This is a genomic window from Agrobacterium sp. ST15.16.055 (assembly GCF_027956555.1).
Classification (GTDB): domain Bacteria; phylum Pseudomonadota; class Alphaproteobacteria; order Rhizobiales; family Rhizobiaceae; genus Agrobacterium; species Agrobacterium salinitolerans.
Map to the genome: position 1 here is coordinate 421,200 of NZ_JAQKGN010000001.1, position 18,498 is coordinate 439,697.

The 18,498-nt window shown below is 59.5% G+C and carries 16 protein-coding genes and 1 riboswitch; of the genes, 6 read left to right on the top strand and 10 right to left on the bottom strand.

What is annotated here, in order from left to right:
* Positions 1–10: 10 nt before the first annotated feature.
* On the bottom strand, positions 11–1,357 hold the full coding sequence (locus tag PL599_RS01990) for a dicarboxylate/amino acid:cation symporter (RefSeq protein ID WP_269824158.1): 1,347 nt from the start codon (positions 1,355–1,357) through the stop codon (positions 11–13).
* 236 nt (positions 1,358–1,593) lie between these two features.
* Between PL599_RS01990 and PL599_RS01995 the strand changes: the two genes are divergently transcribed.
* On the top strand, positions 1,594–3,435 hold the full coding sequence (locus PL599_RS01995) for a sensor histidine kinase (protein ID WP_269824157.1): 1,842 nt from the start codon (positions 1,594–1,596) through the stop codon (positions 3,433–3,435).
* Position 3,436: 1 nt separating this feature from the next.
* Positions 3,437–4,801, top strand: a complete 1,365-nt coding sequence (locus PL599_RS02000; RefSeq protein WP_269824156.1) for a sigma-54-dependent transcriptional regulator — start codon at positions 3,437–3,439, stop codon at positions 4,799–4,801.
* Between the two features lie 89 nt (positions 4,802–4,890).
* Here the strand turns inward: PL599_RS02000 and PL599_RS02005 are convergent, their stop codons facing one another.
* Positions 4,891–5,403, bottom strand: coding sequence for a BA14K family protein (locus tag PL599_RS02005; RefSeq protein WP_142911898.1), 513 nt, complete (start codon positions 5,401–5,403; stop codon positions 4,891–4,893).
* A gap of 179 nt (positions 5,404–5,582) precedes the next feature.
* On the opposite strand from PL599_RS02005, the gene PL599_RS02010 reads away from it, so the two are divergent.
* Positions 5,583–6,293, top strand: coding sequence for a GntR family transcriptional regulator (locus PL599_RS02010; RefSeq protein WP_269824155.1), 711 nt, complete (start codon positions 5,583–5,585; stop codon positions 6,291–6,293).
* Between the two features lie 49 nt (positions 6,294–6,342).
* On the opposite strand, the gene PL599_RS02015 is transcribed toward PL599_RS02010, so the two are convergent.
* Together PL599_RS02015 and alr are read right to left on the bottom strand one after the other, a co-directional pair.
* Complete coding sequence (locus PL599_RS02015) at positions 6,343–7,599, bottom strand: D-amino acid dehydrogenase (RefSeq protein WP_332909358.1); 1,257 nt, start codon at positions 7,597–7,599, stop codon at positions 6,343–6,345.
* Positions 7,600–7,606: 7 nt separating this feature from the next.
* Positions 7,607–8,773, bottom strand: a complete 1,167-nt coding sequence (gene alr / locus PL599_RS02020) for an alanine racemase (RefSeq protein WP_269824154.1) — start codon at positions 8,771–8,773, stop codon at positions 7,607–7,609.
* A 127-nt stretch (positions 8,774–8,900) separates the two neighbouring features.
* On the opposite strand from alr, the gene PL599_RS02025 reads away from it, so the two are divergent.
* On the top strand, positions 8,901–9,359 hold the full coding sequence (locus PL599_RS02025; protein WP_003500727.1) for an Lrp/AsnC family transcriptional regulator: 459 nt from the start codon (positions 8,901–8,903) through the stop codon (positions 9,357–9,359).
* Between the two features lie 33 nt (positions 9,360–9,392).
* On the opposite strand, the gene thiD is transcribed toward PL599_RS02025, so the two are convergent.
* Genes thiD through PL599_RS02050 form a run of 5 tightly spaced genes read right to left on the bottom strand, consistent with a single transcriptional unit; the run spans position 9,393 to position 13,305 of the window.
* Positions 9,393–10,190 (bottom strand): bifunctional hydroxymethylpyrimidine kinase/phosphomethylpyrimidine kinase, encoded by a 798-nt coding sequence (thiD, locus tag PL599_RS02030; protein WP_142911892.1) that lies wholly within the window; start codon positions 10,188–10,190, stop codon positions 9,393–9,395.
* On the bottom strand, positions 10,187–10,849 hold the full coding sequence (thiE, locus tag PL599_RS02035; protein WP_269824153.1) for a thiamine phosphate synthase: 663 nt from the start codon (positions 10,847–10,849) through the stop codon (positions 10,187–10,189). Before thiE ends, thiD begins: the two co-directional genes overlap by 4 nt.
* Entirely contained in the window at positions 10,842–11,576 is a 735-nt protein-coding gene (locus PL599_RS02040) for a hydroxyethylthiazole kinase (protein ID WP_137411645.1), read from the bottom strand. Before PL599_RS02040 ends, thiE begins: the two co-directional genes overlap by 8 nt.
* Positions 11,573–12,523, bottom strand: a complete 951-nt coding sequence (locus PL599_RS02045; protein WP_269824152.1) for an ABC transporter substrate-binding protein — start codon at positions 12,521–12,523, stop codon at positions 11,573–11,575. Before PL599_RS02045 ends, PL599_RS02040 begins: the two co-directional genes overlap by 4 nt.
* Positions 12,520–13,305 carry an ABC transporter permease gene (locus PL599_RS02050; RefSeq protein WP_269824151.1) on the bottom strand — a complete coding sequence of 262 codons (786 nt, stop codon included), beginning with the start codon at positions 13,303–13,305 and terminating at the stop codon, positions 12,520–12,522. The genes PL599_RS02045 and PL599_RS02050 overlap by 4 nt, the downstream gene beginning before the upstream one ends.
* 125 nt (positions 13,306–13,430) lie before the next feature.
* A riboswitch (TPP riboswitch) is annotated at positions 13,431–13,533 on the bottom strand.
* A gap of 184 nt (positions 13,534–13,717) precedes the next feature.
* On the opposite strand from PL599_RS02050, the gene PL599_RS02055 reads away from it, so the two are divergent.
* Both PL599_RS02055 and PL599_RS02060 read left to right on the top strand, forming a co-directional pair.
* A complete protein-coding gene (locus tag PL599_RS02055) occupies positions 13,718–15,040 on the top strand; it encodes a VWA domain-containing protein (protein ID WP_269824150.1) in 1,323 nt (440 codons plus the stop codon).
* Positions 15,041–15,181: 141 nt separating this feature from the next.
* Positions 15,182–16,471 (top strand): pilus assembly protein TadG-related protein, encoded by a 1,290-nt coding sequence (locus tag PL599_RS02060; RefSeq protein WP_077984373.1) that lies wholly within the window; start codon positions 15,182–15,184, stop codon positions 16,469–16,471.
* A gap of 25 nt (positions 16,472–16,496) precedes the next feature.
* Here PL599_RS02060 and PL599_RS02065 read toward each other — a convergent pair whose 3' ends face one another.
* A complete protein-coding gene (locus tag PL599_RS02065; RefSeq protein ID WP_269824149.1) occupies positions 16,497–18,491 on the bottom strand; it encodes an alpha-glucosidase in 1,995 nt (664 codons plus the stop codon).
* Positions 18,492–18,498: the final 7 nt, after the last annotated feature.

An 18,498-nucleotide genomic window follows, 5' to 3' on the forward strand; every position in this document is an offset into this window, starting at 1 on the left:
GGAGGTCGTATTATTCGGCGGGCTGAACCGAAGCCGGCAGAGAATCCACATCGGCAATGCTGGTGAATTCCTCCTTGCCGCTCAGGACGCGCGCGAGCTGCTCCTGATCCAGTTCGCCTTCCCAGCGGGCAACGACGATCGTGGCGACGGCATTGCCGACGAAGTTGGTGAGCGCGCGGCATTCCGACATGAAGCGGTCGATACCGAGGATCAACGCCATGCCGGCGACTGGAACCGAAGGCACGACCGAGAGGGTTGCGGCCAGCGTGATGAAACCAGCGCCGGTGATGCCGGCAGCGCCCTTGGAGGAGAGCATGGCCACGAGCAGCAGCAGGATTTGTTCACCGAAGGACAGGTGGATACCAGTCGCCTGTGCGATGAAGAGGGCGGCCAGCGTCATGTAGATGTTGGTGCCGTCAAGGTTGAAAGAATAACCGGTGGGGATGACGAGGCCGACGACGGAGCGCTTGCAGCCTGCCTTTTCCATCTTGCTCATCAGGCCCGGCAGGGCGGCTTCCGAAGACGAGGTGCCGAGAACCAGCAGCAGTTCTTCCTTGATGTAGCGGATAAGCGCGACGATGGAGAAGCCGTTATAGCGGCAGACAGCGCCGAGGACTACGAACACAAACAGTGCGGACGTGATGTAGAAGGTGCCGATCAGCATGGCGAGGTTGGTAACCGACGAGATGCCGTATTTGCCGATGGTAAACGCCATCGCGCCGAAAGCGCCGATGGGGGCGGCCTTCATCAGGATCGCGACCAGCTTGAAGATCGGGTACATGAGAGCGTGCATGAAATCGGTGACGGGCTTGCCCTTTTCGCCGACGATGCCAAGCGCGATGCCGAAGAGCACCGAGAAGAACAGCACCTGCAGGATATCGCCGCTGGCGAATGCGCCGACGATGGTGGTTGGGATGATGTTCATCAGGAAGCCGGTGATGGTCTGCTCATGGGCCTTGTCGGCGTAGGTCGCGACGGCCTTGGCATCCAGCGTCGAAGGATCGATGTTCATGCCGGCGCCCGGCTGCACGGTATTGGCGACGATGAGGCCAACGATAAGCGCGAGCGTGGAGAACACCAGGAAGTAGATCATGGCCTTGCCGGCCACACGTCCAACCTTTTTCATGTCGTTCATGCCGGCGATGCCGGTTGCGACGGTGAGGAAGATGACGGGGGCGATGATCATCTTGACGAGGCGGATGAAGCCGTCGCCGAGCGGCTTCAGCTGTTCGCCGAAAGTCGGGTAAAAATGGCCGAGTGCGATACCGGCGATGATGGCCACCAGAACCTGAAAATACAGGTGCTTGTAGAATGGCTGCTTGGCGTGGCCTGCGGCCACGGCTGTCGTATCGATCATGTTTTTTCCTCCTCGGCCTCACCCTGCCTTGATTGGCCTCCCGGGATCGCCGTGTCGTTGACGGCGTCGCGCCGATTGCGGAGTCATGTGCAATACGCATGCCAGACTTGATTATTTGCTGTAACTGACTGATTTCAAAAGTAGTTTTTATTGAAGCCTCGCTGGCTCACGGCCATTTGTGCGGAATTCCGGACAAAATATCTTGATGTCTGTGCGTAAATCCGCACAATCATCCCATGACCTATCAGGATCAGGCACCTCATTCCCAGGCGAAGCGACGGGCGCAATGGCTGGCGCTGGCGGGCCTGTGGTTGCTCGTCAGTCTTGGCGTTCTGCTGGTGGCCGATGAGTTCGCCCGCAATCAGGCGCTGCGCATGGCCGGTTCCGAGGCCGCCACGGATGCCGAACTGAAGATCGCGCTCCTGAATGTCGCGCTGGAGCGGCCGCGCGCCATTCCCCTTGTCCTCTCCGGAGATCCCGATCTTGCCGCCGCGCTGGATGGCGGTGGTGCTCCCGCTCTCGACCGGTTGAACCGCAAGCTGGAAGGCCTGATCGAAGGCACGCAGTCCTCGGTGATCTATGTCACCGGGCCGACCGGACTGACCATCGCGTCGAGTAACTGGCGGCAGGACGACAGCTTTGTCGGCTCCAATTATGCTTTCCGCGAATATTTCCAGGCGGCGATGAAGACCGGCATGTCCGAACATTATGCGCTTGGCAATGTCAGCCGCCGACCGGGTCTTTATATCTCCCGCCGCATCGATGCCGCCGACGGGCGGCCGCTTGGCGTCGTCATTGCCAAGGTTGAGTTCAATCGGCTTGAGACCGACTGGAACATCGGAGGCAAACCGGTCTATGTGGTCGACAGAAACGGCGTCGTGTTGATGACCAGCGTGCCGGAATGGCGCTTCAAGACCGTCGCACCTATTGACGAGGCGCAGCGGAAAATCATTTCCGAGAGCCTGCAATTCGGCAATGAGGCGCTTTCAACGCTGCCGTTTCGCGCAGCGCGGCGAGCGAGCGAGGGCGTTCCGCTCATTCATGTCGATGAACCGGGGAGTGCGCGTGGCGATTATCTGCGGCTGGAAGTGCCGGTGCCGACGACATCATGGACGCTGCATTATCTCCAGCCTGTGGCGCCGACGCTGAACGCCATAATTCGTGAGGGCAGGGTGGTGGCGCTGGCGACGCTGATGCCGCTGATGGCGCTTTCGGCCCTTTGGCTGTGGCGCAGGCACAAGGCGCTCAAGGAAAAAGAAGAGGAGCAACGCGCCCGCGCGGAGCTGGAAATGAAGGTGCAGGAGCGCACCCGCGACCTGACGAAAACACGCGATCATCTACAGGCCGAAATTACCCTGCATGAAAAGACCACCGGCGAGTTACGCAATGTGCAGCACGAGCTGGTGCAGGCCAACCGTCTTTCCATTCTGGGCCAGGTGGCGGCGGGCGTGGCGCATGAAATCAACCAGCCGGTGGCGACCATCCGGGCTTTCGCCGATAATGCCCGCACGTTGCTGAAACGCGATCGTCTGGCCGAAGCCAATGAAAATCTTGAAGATATCGCCGCTCTCACCGAGCGTATCGGCACGATCACCACCGACCTCAAGATACTGGCGCGCAAGGGCCGCACCGCCGCCGAACCCGTGAGTGTCAGACTTGTCATCGAAGGTGCGGTCGTGCTGTTGCGCAGCCGTTTCTCCGGGCAGATGGATGCGCTGGATATCGCCCTGCCGGATCAGGATCTGAAGGTGCTCGGCAGCCGTATCAGGCTCGAACAAATCCTCATCAACCTCCTGCAAAACGCGCTGGAAGCCACGGAAACGATTGAGACGGCGCGTGTCGAGGTGCGGGTGCGGGAGGAGAGCGACATGATCGTGATTTCGGTCAGCGATAATGGCACCGGCATTCCGGAGGCCATCCGCGCCCAGCTTTTCTCGCCCTTCAATACATCAAAGGAAAGCGGTCTCGGCCTCGGTCTCGTCATTTCCAACGATATTGCTTCGGATTATGGCGGGCGTATCGAGGTGGCGAGCAGCGAGGCGGGCACATGTTTTTCCGTATTTCTGAAGCGAGCATGACATGACGGTGGATGGAACCATATTCCTGGTGGACGACGATTCCCAACTGCGCAAAGCGATGGTGCAGACGCTGGAACTCGATGGATTGCCGGTCACTTCCTTTTCCAGCGCCGAGCAGGCGCTTGCGGCCCTGAGCGAAGATTTTGACGGCATCATCATCACCGATGTGCGTATGCCCGGCATGACGGGTCTCGAATTTTTCGACCATGTCCGCAAGATCGATGCCGACCTGCCGGTCATCCTCATCACCGGTCATGGCGATGTGCCGATGGCCGTCGATGCACTTCACAATGGCGCCTATGATTTCATCGCCAAACCCTTTCCCGCTGAACGCATGGTGGAAAGCGCGCGCCGGGCGCTGGAAAAACGCCGCCTCGTGCTGGAAAATCGGGCGCTTCGCCGGGCGGTGGGACAGGCGGAGGACGATCTGCCGCTGATCGGGCAGACACCCGCCATGGAGCGCCTGCGGACCACGCTTCGGCACATCGCCGATACGGATGTGGATGTGCTGGTGGCGGGCGAGACGGGCAGCGGCAAGGAAGTGGTGGCAACGGCGTTGCATCGCTGGAGCAAGAAGCGCGCGAAGGGCAATTTCGTGGCGCTGAATTGCGGTGCGCTGCCAGAGACGGTGATCGAAAGCGAGCTTTTTGGTCATGAGCCGGGGGCTTTTACCGGTGCGCAGAAAAAGCGTGTCGGCCGCATCGAACATTCGAGCGGCGGTACGCTGTTTCTCGACGAGATCGAAAGCATGCCGCTTGCCGTTCAGGTGAAGATGCTGCGTGTTCTGGAAATGCGTGAAGTTTCGCCGTTGGGTTCAAACGAGGAGAGGCCGGTCGATATTCGCGTGGTGGCGGCGGCAAAGGTGGATCTCGGCGATCCGGCCGAACGCGGCAGCTTCCGCGAGGATCTCTATTACCGGCTGAACGTGGTGACCTTGTCCATTCCGCCGCTGCGCGAACGCAAGGCGGATATTCCACTCCTGTTTTCCCATTTCGTCACCAAGGCTGCCAACCGCTTCAACATGCCGGTGCCACAAATCAGCGCCGGCACGTCCCGCCGGCTTCAGGAGCATGATTGGCCGGGCAATGTTCGGGAACTCGGGCATTTCGCCGAAAGGGTGGTGCTGGGCCTGGAGGCGGAACCGGCGGCTACCTCCGCTTCGCAATCCGCTATTCCCGCTTCCGGCACCCTGCCGGAGCGCATGGACGAGATCGAGGCCAATATCATCCGTGAAACGCTGGAGCAGTCGAACGGAGACGTGGCGGAAACCATCGCAACGCTCGGCATCGCCCGCAAGACCTTTTACGACAAGCTGCAGCGCCACGGCATTAGCCGGGCGGATTATGTGAAGAGCGGTACGGCGTGAGGTAGCGCGGGGCGCTCATGGAAAAGCCGCGGACGTTTCTGTCCGCGGCCTGACAATAACGGGAGTATTTATGTTGGCGGTCTTCCCGATCAACCCGCTACGCAGAAATGGCGCTGACCGTCGTTACCGACATAGGTGCCGGACCGGCTGTTGAAGCTGCGATAGCGCTGCGAGCAATAATCGTACCAGGCATTTGTCCAAGGCTCGATGGTACGGTACGTCCGGCGCGGCTGGTAATAACCGGGATTGGTGTCATAGACCGGCTGGGCGCGGTAAACCGGTGCCGGACGATAGACCGGAGCGGGGCGATAAACCGGCTGTGGTGCCGGCTGATAATAGCGATAATCCGGCTCTTCATACACGTAGCTCGGCTCATAACGACGGGGCGGGTCGATATAGACGCGCTCATCGTCCACCGGCGCCGGGCGCGCCATTGCCGAACCAACGGCGACACCGGCGGCAAGACCGAGGACGCCACCCAGAATGGCGGCGTCGCGACGGTCGTGGCGATCCCAGTCGCCGGCGGATGCGCTGCTGAAGGGAGCAATGGTAGCGGCGGCGACAGCGATTGTCAGAACTGTTTTAGCTGCGAAGGACGACATGGTGTTTTCTTCCATCCAAGTGGCAAGGCGCTGCCAGCTGCAAATTCGATGGTTAAGGAAATACAGCCCGGCTGCTGAACGGGCGCTGAATGAATTGTGGCGGACGGGCGGCGGCCCGCAATTCCTGTTTGCGCGCGCCGTACTTCGCGCTAGAACTCAGGATGAAACAGGACGCACCGATGAGCCTTTCCCACATAACCGTCAATCCCGATTCCACGCATGAAGACCGTGCCCAGGCCATTCGCGATACGCTGCGTGACGCCATTGTCGACCGGCGGCTTGCGCCGGGGACAAAACTGTCGGAGGCGGAAGTCGGAACCCTGTTCGAGGTGAGCCGCACGGTGGTGCGGGCAGCGCTTCAGATGCTGGCCTATGAGGGGCTGGTCAAGGCAGAGCGAAACCGGGGCGCTTTCGTATCCAACCCGACGCCGGATGAGGCGCGACAGGTTTTTGCCTCGCGCCGGCTGATCGAACCCGGCGTGGTGGATGCGGCGATAGAAAAAATCACCCCTGCGGCGGCGAAGAAGCTGAGGGAACATCTGGTCGAGGAAAGCCGCCACCAGCTTGAGCGCGGCCCCACCGCCAGACGTGCGGAGATCAAGGCGTCGGGCGATTTTCACCTGATGCTCGCCGCGCTTGCCGGCAATGCCATTCTCGAGAAATTCATGGATGAGCTGGTGGCCCGTTCATCGCTGGTCATTGCGCTTTACGGTCGCTCGGGTGTCTCTAGCTGCGGCCATAATGACCATGCCGACCTTCTGGATGCGCTGGAGGCGAAGGATGCGGCAAAAGCCCGTGCGCTGATGCTGCGGCACCTCGACCACATCGAAGCCGATCTCGACCTTCGCATGAAGGAAGGGTTGGCGCTCAGGGACGCGCTGGCGCTTTGATCGCCGCCTGTCCCGCCTTGCCGGCGGGAAGGGGCTTTTCTGTTCCGCCTCAGGCGGCGTAGCGGCTGATGGCCAGGTCGTGTGTATCGATCTCCGGCTTGTTCCCGCTGATCAGGTCGGCAAGCACCCGGGCCGAGCCGCAGGACATTGTCCAGCCGAGCGTGCCGTGGCCGGTATTGAGATAGAGATTGCTGTAGCGGGTGGCGCCGATGACAGGCGTGCCATCGGGCGTCATCGGGCGCAGGCCGCACCAGAATTTCGCCTGGTTCTGATCGCCGGCGCCGCCGAACAGGTCTTCCACCGAATGGGCGAGCGTTTCCTGGCGTGCGGCCGGCAAATCCTTGCTGAAACCGGCAATCTCCGCCATGCCGCCGGCCCGGATGCGTGAGCCGAGACGGGTGATCGCCACCTTGAACGCCTCGTCCATGACCGTGGAAACGGGCGCGCGCTCCTCTTTCACGATTGGAACCGTGATGGAGTAACCCTTGACCGGGTAAACCGGCAGAGTAAGGCCAAGCTGGCGCAGGAATTGCGGCGAATAGCTGCCGAGTGCGGCGACGAAAATATCGGCCTCCACCAGCCCCCGGGTGGTTTCCACGGCCTTGATGCGTCCTGCTTCAACGATGGGGCGCATGATGCCGGTATCGTAAAGGAAGGTAACGCCGGCTTCTTCTGCCATACGGGCAAGTTCAGTCGTGAACATGAAGCAATCGCCGGTCTCGTCGCCGGGCAAACGCAGGCCGCCAACGATCTTTTCCTTGGCGGGGGCAAGGCCGGGTTCGATGGCGGCGCAGCCGTCGCGGTCGAGAATCTCGAAAGGCACGCCGCCCGCCGTCAGCACGTCCACATCCTTGCCGATGGCGTCGAACTGTTTCTGGGTGCGGAACACCTCCAGCGTGCCCTGCATGCGCTGGTCATATTCGATGCCGGTCTCTTCGCGAAGCGCCATCAGGCAATCACGGCTATATTCGGCAACGCGCACCATGCGGCTTTTGTTGATGGCGTAACGCGCCGAGGTGCAGTTGCGCAGCATCTGGCTCATCCAGCGCCAGGCGGCCGGGTCGGCGGTTGGGCGAATGATCAGCGGTGCATGTTTCATGAACAGCCATTTCATCGCCTTCATCGGAATGCCGGGGGCAGCCCAGGGCGATGAATAACCGGGGGAAACCTCGCCGGCATTGGCAAAGCTGGTTTCGAGCGCTGCGGCCGCCTGGCGGTCAATCACCGTCACCTTGTGTCCGGCTTTGGCCAGATACCAGGCAGATGTCACGCCGACGACGCCGGCTCCGAGGATAGTGACGTTCATGATCGTCTCACTTGTGATTGACTGATATTGAAGCGGTTGTCGGGCACATGCCCGGCTGAATGTAGCTGCGGCGGTAACGGCGGCCGAGACCGGTCAGGATCTCATAGGCAATCGTGCCCGCATCCTCGGCAATGTCTTCCAGTGTCTGGTCCGGCCCGATCATCTGCACAAGGCTGCCCTGGGTCAATGCCCCCTCGGGCAGGGCGGATATGTCGAGAATGATGCTATCCATCGAAACGCGCCCGGCAATCGGCAGACGCACGCCATTATACCACGCTGCACCGCGATTGCTGAGCGAACGCGGCAAGCCATCGGCATAACCGGCAGCGATTGTCGCCAGCCGTGTCGGACCGCTCGCCGTAAAAGAGCCGCCGTAACCGACCAGCGAGCCAGCGGGAACGGTGCGGGTCTGGATGACGGCGAGATCGAGACGGACGACCGGCTTCATCGGGTTGGGGCCGGCAGCGGAAGGCGCACCGCCATAAAGCGCGATGCCGGGGCGCAGTAGAGCGTTATGATAGTCGTTGCCGAGAAAAATACCGCCCGAATTGGAAAAACAGACCGGCGTCTCGGGAAAGGCGGTGGCGGCCTTGCGCATCACGGCAAGCTGTGCGGCATTGGAAACATGATCCGGCTCGTCGGCGCAGGCGAGATGGCTCATGATGAAAGCGATCCCAATTCCATCGAGCTGCTGCGGCTGGGCGGAGAGGAATTCAAGCTCTTCGGGGGAGAGCCCAAGGCGGCACATGCCGGTATCGATCTGCACGGCGGCGGTGAGTGTCTTGCCGAGCTTTCTGGCATGGCCTGACCATTGGGCGATCTGTTCCAGCGAGTTCAGAACCGGTGTGATGGCCATGGCGGCGCAGGAGGTCTCGTTGCCGGGCTGCAGACCATTGAGGACAAAAATCTGCGCTTCTGCCGAAAGCCGGATCCTGAGTGCGAGCGCCTCGTCGATGTGGGCGACGAAAAAATTCCGGCAACCCGCCTCGAACAGGGTCTGTGAGACGATATCCGCGCCGAGGCCATAAGCATCGGCCTTCACGACCGCCGCCGTTTGCGATGCGGGGGCCAGGGCGGCAAGGCTAAGGTAGTTGTCCCGCAATGCGCCGAGATCGATGGTCAGCTGGCCGCTTGCACCACCGGCTGCCTGCTGGCGGCTGATCTGCATGTCCATGGTCGTTCACCCTCATTTTTATCCCATGAGGGTATTGCAACGATTGTCGAATTTCTTGGCGATTGTTCGAATAATATGCGACAAATTACATAATAGAGCAATTTTACTCTCATTATTGGAATTTCCTATGTCGTCACTCGATGCGACTGACCGCCATATCATCCGTCTGCTTCGGCTCAACGCCCGCATCAGCAATGCGAAACTGGCAGCAGAAGTCGGGCTATCTGCGTCCGCCTGCCTTCGCCGCGTCGATATTCTCGAGCGGGAAGGGATCATCCGCGGTTATACGGCGCTGACCAGCGGCCTTGCTGGCGGCGAGGTGATTTCGGTCATCGTGCAGATTACGCTCGACCGCCAGACGGAGGATTTTCTCAACCGTTTCGAAAATGCGGTGCGGCGATATCCGGAAATCCGCGAATGTTATCTGATGACAGGAGGATCGGATTATTTCCTGCGCTGCGAGGCGGAAAGTGCGGGGGATTTCGAGCGGATTCACAAGGAAATCCTGTCGAAACTGCCAGGGGTTTCGCGCATTCATTCGAGCTTTGCGATCAGGAATGTGCTGGCGACGCCGAAGGCGCGGTAGTGTATGCGGCCACCCCCCTCTGTCCTCGCGTCACTACCCCCACCACCGATAAAAATGATGCACTGGCCCCCGCCCGTTCCCAACAGCAAGGCCCCGCCCGGCATCGAGCGCCCCATTCAGATAATCCTTCGAAAGCTCAACCGCCTCCCTTAACTCATATCCCTTTGCAAGATGAGCCGTAATCGCCGCCGCCAGTGTGCAGCCGGTGCCGTGGTCGTTTTTCGTCTCGACCCTCGGCGCGGAAAGCGCCTGCATGGCGCCATCCGCAAACAGATAATCCGTGCTCTCAGGCCCATCACCATGGCCGCCCTTGATGAGCACGGCTTTTGTGCCCGCCTTCAGGATCAATTCAGCCTGCTGGGCGATCTCGGTATCCGTCTTCGCCATGGAGGTCCCGGTCAGCAGCGCCGCTTCCGGCAGGTTCGGCGTAACGATGGTCGCGAGCGGCAGCAAGTCGCGCCGCAATGTCTCGATGGCGTCTTCATGCAGCAGCCTGTCACCGGAGGTCGCTACCATGACCGGGTCCAGCACCACCGGTTGAGATTGCCCCCGGAGCCGTTCCGCGATGGCGGCGATGGTTTCGATCCGCGATACCATGCCTATCTTCACCGCATTGATGGCGAGATCGGATAATACCGCATCCATCTGCGCAATAATGGTGGCGACCGAAACATCCTCGACCGTCGTCACGCCTTTGGTGTTCTGGGCGGTGATGGCAGTTATGACGCTGGCGGCATAGGCGCCGAGTGCGGAGAAGGTCTTGATATCCGCCTGAATACCTGCGCCGCCGCCGCTGTCGGAACCGGCAATGGTCAATGCAATGGCTGTCATGGCTGTCTCGCTTTCAGCGTGGCGTCAATTGCGGAGCGGAAGTCCTTGGTCGCGCTGGCAATATTGCCCGCGCGGAAAATGGCGGAAATGACCGCGACACCATCTGCGCCCGCCTCGATGACGGGCGGCACACGCGCAAGATCGATTCCGGCGATAGCGCCCACCGGCATATCCGGCCTCCACTCCTTCAAAAGGGCGCGCAGCGTGGTAAAACCGTCTATGCCGACCGGCTTGTCCGGATTGACCTTGGAAACGGTTTCGAACACGCCGCCGATGCAAGCATAATCGACGGGCATTGAGGCTGCCCGTTCGGCATCAGTGCGATTCTTGACGGTGAGGCCGACGATCGCCTTTTCGCCGAGAATGCGCCTTGCGGTTTTGGCGTCCATGTCGTCGGCGCCGAGATGCACTCCATCGGCGCCCGAGGCGAGGGCCACATCCACCCGGTCGTTGATGACCAGCGGCACGCCGGTGCCGGCGATGGCCTCATGGATGGCGCGGGCGTTTTCGATCATCTCCCGCGTCGAGCCGTGCTTGTCGCGATATTGCAGAATAGTCGCGCCATTGAGTGCGGCTGCCAGAGCAAGCTCCGGCAGCGGCGCGACATCGCTAAGGCTTGCGTCGACCAGCGCGTTGAGGCGGTAATCAACCTTATTCATGCTCTATCCTCGCGTGATTTGTGACGTCCCCGGCGGAAATCTCGGAAAGCGCATCGAGAAACGCCGGTTCGAAGGTGCCGGGGCCTCCGGCGTGCTTGGCCGCAAGTTCGGCGGAAACGCCGGTGACGGCAAGGGCGGCGGCGGCCGCTGTCAACGCGTCCTTTTCCACCGCCATGAAGGCGGCGATGACGCCGCCCGAAAGGCAGCCCGTTCCCGTCACCTTCGCCATCCACGGATGGCCGTTGACGATCCTGACGCTGCGGGTTGTGTCGCTGAGGTGATCCACAGGCCCGGTCTCGATCCTCACCACATCAGGCACATTGCCGATCAGGCTCATTTCGGCGTGATTACCGCGCACGATAGTCGGGGAAAGTGCGATGAGTTCGCGCGCGAACTCCAACCGCGACGGTGAGTAGTCGCAATGCACGGGGTCGACGATCCACGGCTTGCCGGATGCATTGGCGATCTCGATCGCCAGCCGGATGACCTTGCGCCGTTCGGCATCCAGCGTGCCGAGATTGACAGTCAGCGCATCTGCCTTGGCCACGAAACTCTCGATTTCCTCGAGCGAGGTGGTCATGGAAGGAATGCCGCCGACGACGGTGATGCCGTCTGCGGTGAATTTCTGCACCACGGTGTTCATCAGGCAATGTACGCGCGGGCGCGTGTTGCGCACGCGCTCCAGTATGTCGGCGGCCTTTGTTGCTGTTGGATAAGTCCTGGTCATGGCTGTTGCAGTTCCACGGCAATGTCGTCCGCCGCCGGCGCCTGCTTGATCAGCTGCATCTCCTGCATGAAAGCCCCGAAACGGGCGTAACGCGCGCGGTCGAGTGCGGCGGGGCGCTTGGCGAAGCGCGGCAGCGTATCGAAGAAGGCCTGTTTGTTCAGCGCGTCATCAAGGTTCGGATAGGCCTTGATGAAAAGCTGCCAGGCTTCCTGCGGGTGGTTGGTGATGAAGATCGCTGCCTGTTCCACCGCGGAGAGGAAACGCGGCAGGCGGCCGTCTTTTACGAGATCGCGATGGGTGACGAAGATCAGCTCGTCATAGGCCGGCACGCCATGTTCCTCCGGGAAGAAGGAGCGGCCTTCATGTCCCTCTAGCTTCATCTGCGTCAGCTCGAAATTGCGGAAGCCACCCAGCGTGGCATCCACCTTGCTGGCGATCAGCGACGGCGAAAGCGAGAAGTTGACGTTGACGAGTTCGACATCGTCCTTCGTCAGCCCGTCCTTTTCCAGCATGCGCTTCAGCATGGCGTCTTCGAAGCCGGAAACGGAAAAGCCGACCTTCTTGCCTTTCAGGTCCTTCAGGCTCTTGATCGGACCATCGGCCAAAACGGTGACAGTGTTGAGCGGGGTTTCGACCAGCGTACCGAAACGCACGAGCGGCAGGCCGGCGTCGTGATCGAGATAGAGGTTCGGCTGGTAATGCACGCCGATATCGGCCTGCTTTGCCGAGACGAGGCGCGGCACGGCGGAGGGGTCTGCGGGCGGAACCAGTTCCACCTCCAGCCCGGCATCGGCAAACAGGCCGCGTTCCCTGGCGATCACCATCGGCGCATGATCCGGGTTCACGAACCATTCGAGCAATATGGTGAGCTTGTCGGCCGCCTCAGATTGCATGGGTGCTAGTACGCTTGCCGCTGCGACGACGAGGGAAAGAAGAGTTCGTTTCATGGTGCCGAAAGTCTCCGCAAGTATCTGAAAGGAATGGTGTGTTCTGTTTCCTTGGCCCAGGGAGCCAGATTGGCTGTCGATAAGTCGACGACAAGCCGCAGCAGCACCGCCATGACGGCCAGAATGGTCATGGCGGCGAACATGGTGTCGGTCTGCATGCGGGCATTGGACTGGATCATCACAAACCCGAGCCCGGCCGATGCGCCCACCCATTCGCCGATGACGGCGCCGAGCGGGGCAAGCGGCGCGGCGACCCTGAGGCCTGAAATCAGCGAGGGCAACGCCAGCGGCGCACGCAACCGGGTAAGGATCTGCCAGTGGCTCGCCTCAGTCAGCGAGGCGGCGTCGAGGATGGCGCGATCGGTGCGGTTAAGGCCATCCGTGAAAGCGGAGGCGACGGGGAAGAATATGATGATAGCCGTCATGACCACTTTCGAAGCCATGCCGAAACCGAACCAGAGGACGAGGATGGGGGCGAGCACGAAGACCGGAAAGGCTTGCAACACCAGAACCATGGGCCAGACGAGACGGCCGAGGCGCGGGATGGCGGCAATGGTGAAGGCGACGACAATGCCGCCGGCGACGCCCGCCACAAGCCCGAGGGCCATTTCGCCGAGCGTTACCAGTGCCTGCCCGAACAGGAAGCCCGGCTGACGCCAGAACGCGCCAGCGACATCGGCGGGCGATGGCAGGATATAGCGGGGCGGTGAAAACAGCCACGTTCCCGCCTGCCAGAAAACCAGCAGAAGACCGACTCCGTTCAGTGCATGGGTGGCACGCATGAGCCGGACCTCAGACGCAGACGCACCGTGTGCGAAGGGCGGAAGGTTTCAGCATCGTCACTCGTCTCCAGATGTGGCAATCTCGGAGATCAGGCAAAGCGAAGAAGAGAAAGGGCGGCGCCCCTTGGGCGCGACAGTTCCGTTCCTACGCCGGCATGACCCGGATCAGGTTCAAGGGTCCGGCTCAACGCCATCTCAGCACCGTCTGGTGCTCCCCTCGGAAGAGATTGTTTTGTAGGACATGATCTAAAAATGTCAACGGCCTCCGCTGACAGATCATGGGTCGTATATATATTACTTAAATATAGTTATTAGTAATACCGAATTTATTGTAAATTAGTTATATCGATAAACTATATCGCAACGGCACTCAAATAAACCTCATCCGAATTCTGATAATTCGGAGATGAGCTTGAAAAACATCTGGCGGGACAAGTCTGGAAACTTTGCAATTCTTAGTGCTCTGTTGATCATACCGATCGTCGGATCTGCCGGCGTTGCGCTGGATGTCGTTCGGGCCATGAGCGTGAAATCCGATCTTCAGATGGCAGCGGACTCTGCGGCTCTGGCCGTGGTTGCGGAAAGTTCAGCCAGTGCCGAGGCTGCACGGCGAATGGCCAGCAACGGCGTCATTTCGGTCGGAAAGGAAGAGGCTGAGGCTTTTTTTCACAGCAATCAGCGAGGGAACCCGGAATATCGCCTATTGGCGCTCGATGTACAGGTGAAGAAGAATGGCACCGTGATCGAATCGTCAGTGAGTTTTAAGGCTTCGCTTAATACAACGCTCTCCAGAGTACTGGGAAAGGATTTCCTGACTGTCTCCGGCAGTGCAACTGCCAAATATGAGACGGAAACCTATACCGATTTCTATCTGCTGCTCGATAACTCGCCTTCCATGGGTGTCGGCGCAACGCCCGCCGATGTGGCAACAATGAAAGTTGCCCTCGGTTGTGAGTTCGCCTGCCATCTCTCATTGCCAGACGGGTCTTCCAATCCCAACAGCAGCTATTTCCGGCTCAGAAACAAGGATCCGAAGGCCCGAGGTTACATAAACGCGACGACGCGCATTGACGTGGTCGCAAAGGCAACCGCAAGCTTAATGGATACTGCCGAGGACACTCGCAAAAGACCCGACCAGTATCGCATTGCGGTCTATACTTTTGGAAAGACAGCAGAGGATGCCTTTTTTAACAAAGACCTTCCGGAAATTGTCTCGCGCACCTCGGATTTGCAGGGGGCCAAAAAAAAGGTCAAAGAAATTGAGTTGATGTCAGTTCCAGACCATCATTACAAAAGCGACCAGCATACGAATTTCGACCGTGCACTGACGAGAATCATACCGAAGATGGGAACATCGGGGAATGGCGCGAGTTCCGCTACACCTGAAAAAATCCTGTTCTTCGTGTCGGATGGCGTGGCCGATGCTGCAAAGGCCGCATGTACCAAGAAAAAGATTTGGAATGGACGCTGCCAGGAACCCATAGACACCAAGCTGTGCGACAACCTCAAGAAACAAGGATTCCGTATCGCCGTGCTTTACACGACGTATCTGCCGCTTCCTGATAATCCTCACTACAAGAATTGGATCGCACCATTCGAAACGGAAATCGGCCCGCGCATGCAAGCCTGCGCCTCCCCTGGCCTGTTCTTCGAGGTCAGTCCTTCGCAGGGCATCAGCGAGGCCATGTCGGCGCTTTTTAAAAAGGCGATCAGCTCGCCACGCCTGACCAACTGATGACCATCATAGCGGAAGGCTGGTTGGATCGGTATTTAGTTATTTAGGAAATTAGATTTATCGAAAATTAGTTATCCTTTGAAACTGCCCTTCAACATTCTTTTTCTAAGTTCTGTCTCCAAAAGCGCTATGGGGGCAGATTTGAAAAATATCTGGCAGGATAGATCAGGAAATTTCGGAATTCTAACTGCTTTGCTTTTGGTGCCGCTCATCGGTACGGCCGGCGTTGCGCTGGATGTGACTCACAGCATGGCCGTAAAATCCGATCTGCAGATGGCAGCGGATGCCGCAGCCCTTGCGGTGGTTGCCGATACATCGTCGAGTGTTCAAAAGGCGAAGGAAATGTCGGGCGATGGCGTCATTTCGCTCGGCGCTGATGACGCCTCCGCATTCTTTGAAAGCAATGAGCGGTCCAATCCCGATTACAAGCTTCTGTCTCTGGATGTGTCGGTGACCAAGCACGGTAACGCGATCGAATCCTCGGTCAGCTTCAAGGCTTCCATTGACACGACGCTTTCACGGATACTCGGGGAGGATCTGATTACCGTTTCGGGCAAGGCGACCGCCAAATACGAGACGGAAACATTCAGCGACTTCTATGTGCTTCTTGATAACACCCCCTCAATGGGCGTCGGCGCGACGCCAACCGACGTTGCCACCATGGTCGCGAATACGAGCGACAAATGTGCTTTCGCCTGTCACATCGTGAAAGACGGTGTCGTGGATACGAACAGCTATTATTACAAGGCGAAAAGTCTCGGCGTGACGACGCGCATCAATGTGGTCGCAAAGGCAACAGCGAGCCTTATGGACACGGCGAAGTCCATGCGCAAAAGCAGCAATCAATATCGCATGGCAGTCTATTCCTTTGGAGAGAAAGCCGAAGATACGAAGCTGCTTGAGGTCGTACCGCTCACGTCGGATCTGGCGACGGCGAAGAAGAAAGCCGCTGAAGTTGATCTCATGTCTATCCCCAAGCAGGGATTCAACAACGACCAGCAGACGGATTTCGACCGGGCACTGACCCAGATCGGGGACAAGATCGGCACCTCCGGCACGGGCGCGAGTTCGGCGAGCCCGGAAAAGATCGTCTTCTTCGTGACCGATGGTGTCGGCGATAGCTATAAGCCATCGACCTGCACCAAAAAAACGACGAGCGGCCGCTGTCAGGAACCGATCGACGTCAAATATTGCACGAAGCTGAAAGAAAAGGGTTTTCGCATCGCCGTGCTCTACACCACCTACCTGCCGCTGCCGACCAATGACTGGTACAATAGCTGGATCAAGCCGTTTCAGCCGGAAATCGGCACACGCATGCAGTCCTGCGCTTCTCCGGGCCTGTTCTTCGAAGTTAGCCCGTCGCAGGGCATCAGCGATGCGATGACCGCGCTTTTCAAGAAGGCCATAACATCACCCCGTCTGACGGGGTGATGACAGGGACGACCTCGGCTATCGTTCAGTTGATTGTGCGAAGCTGCTCAAACAGCGGACGATGGCTGCTATCTGCACGATAGAACACCGCTGGTTCGCCGAGCGGCGCCGCCACGGTGACGTTGTGTCCGCCGGGATAATGCGCACCGCTCCACAGGTGTACCCATTCACCGTCGCCCGGAAGATAGAGCGAGCGTTGCGTTTCACCCGCTTTCCACACAGGTGCGACAAGTATGTCCGGCCCGTAAAGATAGCAGTCCTGAATCGCAAAGGTCTGGCGATCATTTTCGTAATGCAAGAAGAGCGGACGTTGCACCGGCAGGCCTGTTCTTGCCGCTTCCGCGGAGAGCGATTTCAGATAGGGGGCCAGCGCGACATAGATGGATGTCATGCGGGCGAAATGGGAAAGAACCGTTTCATCCTGATCGATCTGGAGATTGTCGCGCGGCCGGTTGCCCTCGTGGGTGCGCATGACCGGCGTGAAGGCGGCCATCTCCGTCCAGCGCATGATGAGTTCCGCTGTGCGGACATTGCCGAACAGGCTGGTGTAACCGCCAATGTCGGAATGGTGATAGGCATTGCCCATGAGGCCGGAGGAGAGCGCGCCGCAGATGACGGTGACAAGGCCGTCATGACGGGAGAAGTCGACCGACTGGTCGCCGCCCCAGATAAGCGGGCAATGGGCCTGCACACCGGTGAAGCCGGCCCGCATGAAGAACAGTGCTTCACCGGTCTTGCCCCGATTTTCGACGCCCTTCGCGTTGACCTCGGCCCAGAGCGTTGGCCAGGCATTGTGCATCAGCTTGGCATCGACGCCGTTGGACAACGTGATGTCGATCGGCAGATATTCGCCGAAATCGGCCATCCAGCCGGAAAGGCCGAAATCCAGCATGTTTTTGCCGATGATCTCTTCGGCGAACCAGTCGGCGGCGGCCGGATTGGTGAAATCGACCACGCCGCAATCGAACTCGCCGAAATCCACCAGCGCCGTTTTGCCATCGGCGTCGGTTGCGAAATAGCCGGCTTTTTCGGCGACCGGGAAAAGCGGGCCGTCGACGCAGAGATAGGGGTTCACGTAACCGAGGAAACGAATGCCCTGATCGGCAAGCTCGGCAATCTTCTGGCGCAGATGCGGGTAGCGGGTCTCATTCGCCTGCCAGTCCCAGAACAGACGGGCGCCGAAGGATGTCTGGCGCAGACCCACCCAGTCCTCGCACCACAGGCCAGACACCTTCGTTCCGGCCGCCAGGATTTTCTCCAGTCTGGTGAAGGAGTTGACGCCGTCCTTTAACCCTATGATCGCACCGCCATAAATCCATTCCGGCAATTCCGGCTGGCGGCCGAACCGCAGTGAAAGCGCAGACACGATATCGGTGAAATGATCGCCGGCGAAGAATTCGATCTTTTCTGGGATGGCCCAGATTTCGATCTCATGGAAATCGTCGTTGCGGAAATCGAAGACCGAATAGGCGCTTGTCTCCACGTGCAGGGCGTATTTGTGCGACGACAGGTAAGTCGGCTGCGGGTAGTTGGTATTGTAATAATCGCCACCCGCCTTGCCGCTGACATCAGACTTGAAAGTGATTTCGGTGGTCTTGTCGCGGCCGACCCCGGGCTCGGAGGTCCAGAGCGGGAAGCGCCGGCCGCGCATGTCGAAATAGGACATCTGCTCGCCGCCGCCCCAGACATGCTCGTCCGCCTCCGCGACGGCGCGCAGCCAGAGGCGGTTGAGCGTCTCGTCCATCGCCGTCAGCCTGATAGCGTTGCCGTCGAGCGTCAGGCGAAGGCGCGGCGCCTGTCCTAGCGCGGATGAGAGCGTGACGCTGTCGCCACTCACCTCGGCATGGCGCAGGGCCGTTCTCTCGATGACATAGTCTTCGATATCGAAATTGCCGCGATACATATCCATTCGTTCCTTGCCGAAACCGGCAAAGAAGGCCGGGTTTTCGGGCGAATGGGAAAGGATGGTGCGATTGCCGATCGCAAGCGTGAAGCCGTCTTTGGTCGTTTCGAAATGCATGACTTAC

Excerpts from the sequence above, each read along its gene's own strand:
- PL599_RS02005 (WP_142911898.1), bottom strand. The coding sequence starts at position 5,403 with ATGTCGTCCTTCGCAGCTAAAACAGTTCTGACAATCGCTGTCGCCGCC.
- PL599_RS02015 (WP_332909358.1), bottom strand. The coding sequence starts at position 7,599 with ATGAACGTCACTATCCTCGGAGCCGGCGTCGTCGGCGTGACATCTGCC.
- PL599_RS02040 (WP_137411645.1), bottom strand. The coding sequence starts at position 11,576 with ATGACCAGGACTTATCCAACAGCAACAAAGGCCGCCGACATACTGGAG.
- alr (WP_269824154.1), bottom strand. The coding sequence starts at position 8,773 with ATGGACATGCAGATCAGCCGCCAGCAGGCAGCCGGTGGTGCAAGCGGC.
- PL599_RS02010 (WP_269824155.1), top strand. The coding sequence starts at position 5,583 with ATGAGCCTTTCCCACATAACCGTCAATCCCGATTCCACGCATGAAGAC.
- PL599_RS01995 (WP_269824157.1), top strand. The coding sequence starts at position 1,594 with ATGACCTATCAGGATCAGGCACCTCATTCCCAGGCGAAGCGACGGGCG.
- thiD (WP_142911892.1), bottom strand. The coding sequence starts at position 10,190 with ATGACAGCCATTGCATTGACCATTGCCGGTTCCGACAGCGGCGGCGGC.
- PL599_RS02045 (WP_269824152.1), bottom strand. The coding sequence starts at position 12,523 with ATGAAACGAACTCTTCTTTCCCTCGTCGTCGCAGCGGCAAGCGTACTA.
- PL599_RS02065 (WP_269824149.1), bottom strand. The coding sequence starts at position 18,491 with ATGCATTTCGAAACGACCAAAGACGGCTTCACGCTTGCGATCGGCAAT.
- thiE (WP_269824153.1), bottom strand. The coding sequence starts at position 10,849 with ATGAATAAGGTTGATTACCGCCTCAACGCGCTGGTCGACGCAAGCCTT.
- PL599_RS02025 (WP_003500727.1), top strand. The coding sequence starts at position 8,901 with ATGTCGTCACTCGATGCGACTGACCGCCATATCATCCGTCTGCTTCGG.
- PL599_RS02000 (WP_269824156.1), top strand. The coding sequence starts at position 3,437 with ATGACGGTGGATGGAACCATATTCCTGGTGGACGACGATTCCCAACTG.
- PL599_RS02050 (WP_269824151.1), bottom strand. The coding sequence starts at position 13,305 with ATGCGTGCCACCCATGCACTGAACGGAGTCGGTCTTCTGCTGGTTTTC.
- PL599_RS01990 (WP_269824158.1), bottom strand. The coding sequence starts at position 1,357 with ATGATCGATACGACAGCCGTGGCCGCAGGCCACGCCAAGCAGCCATTC.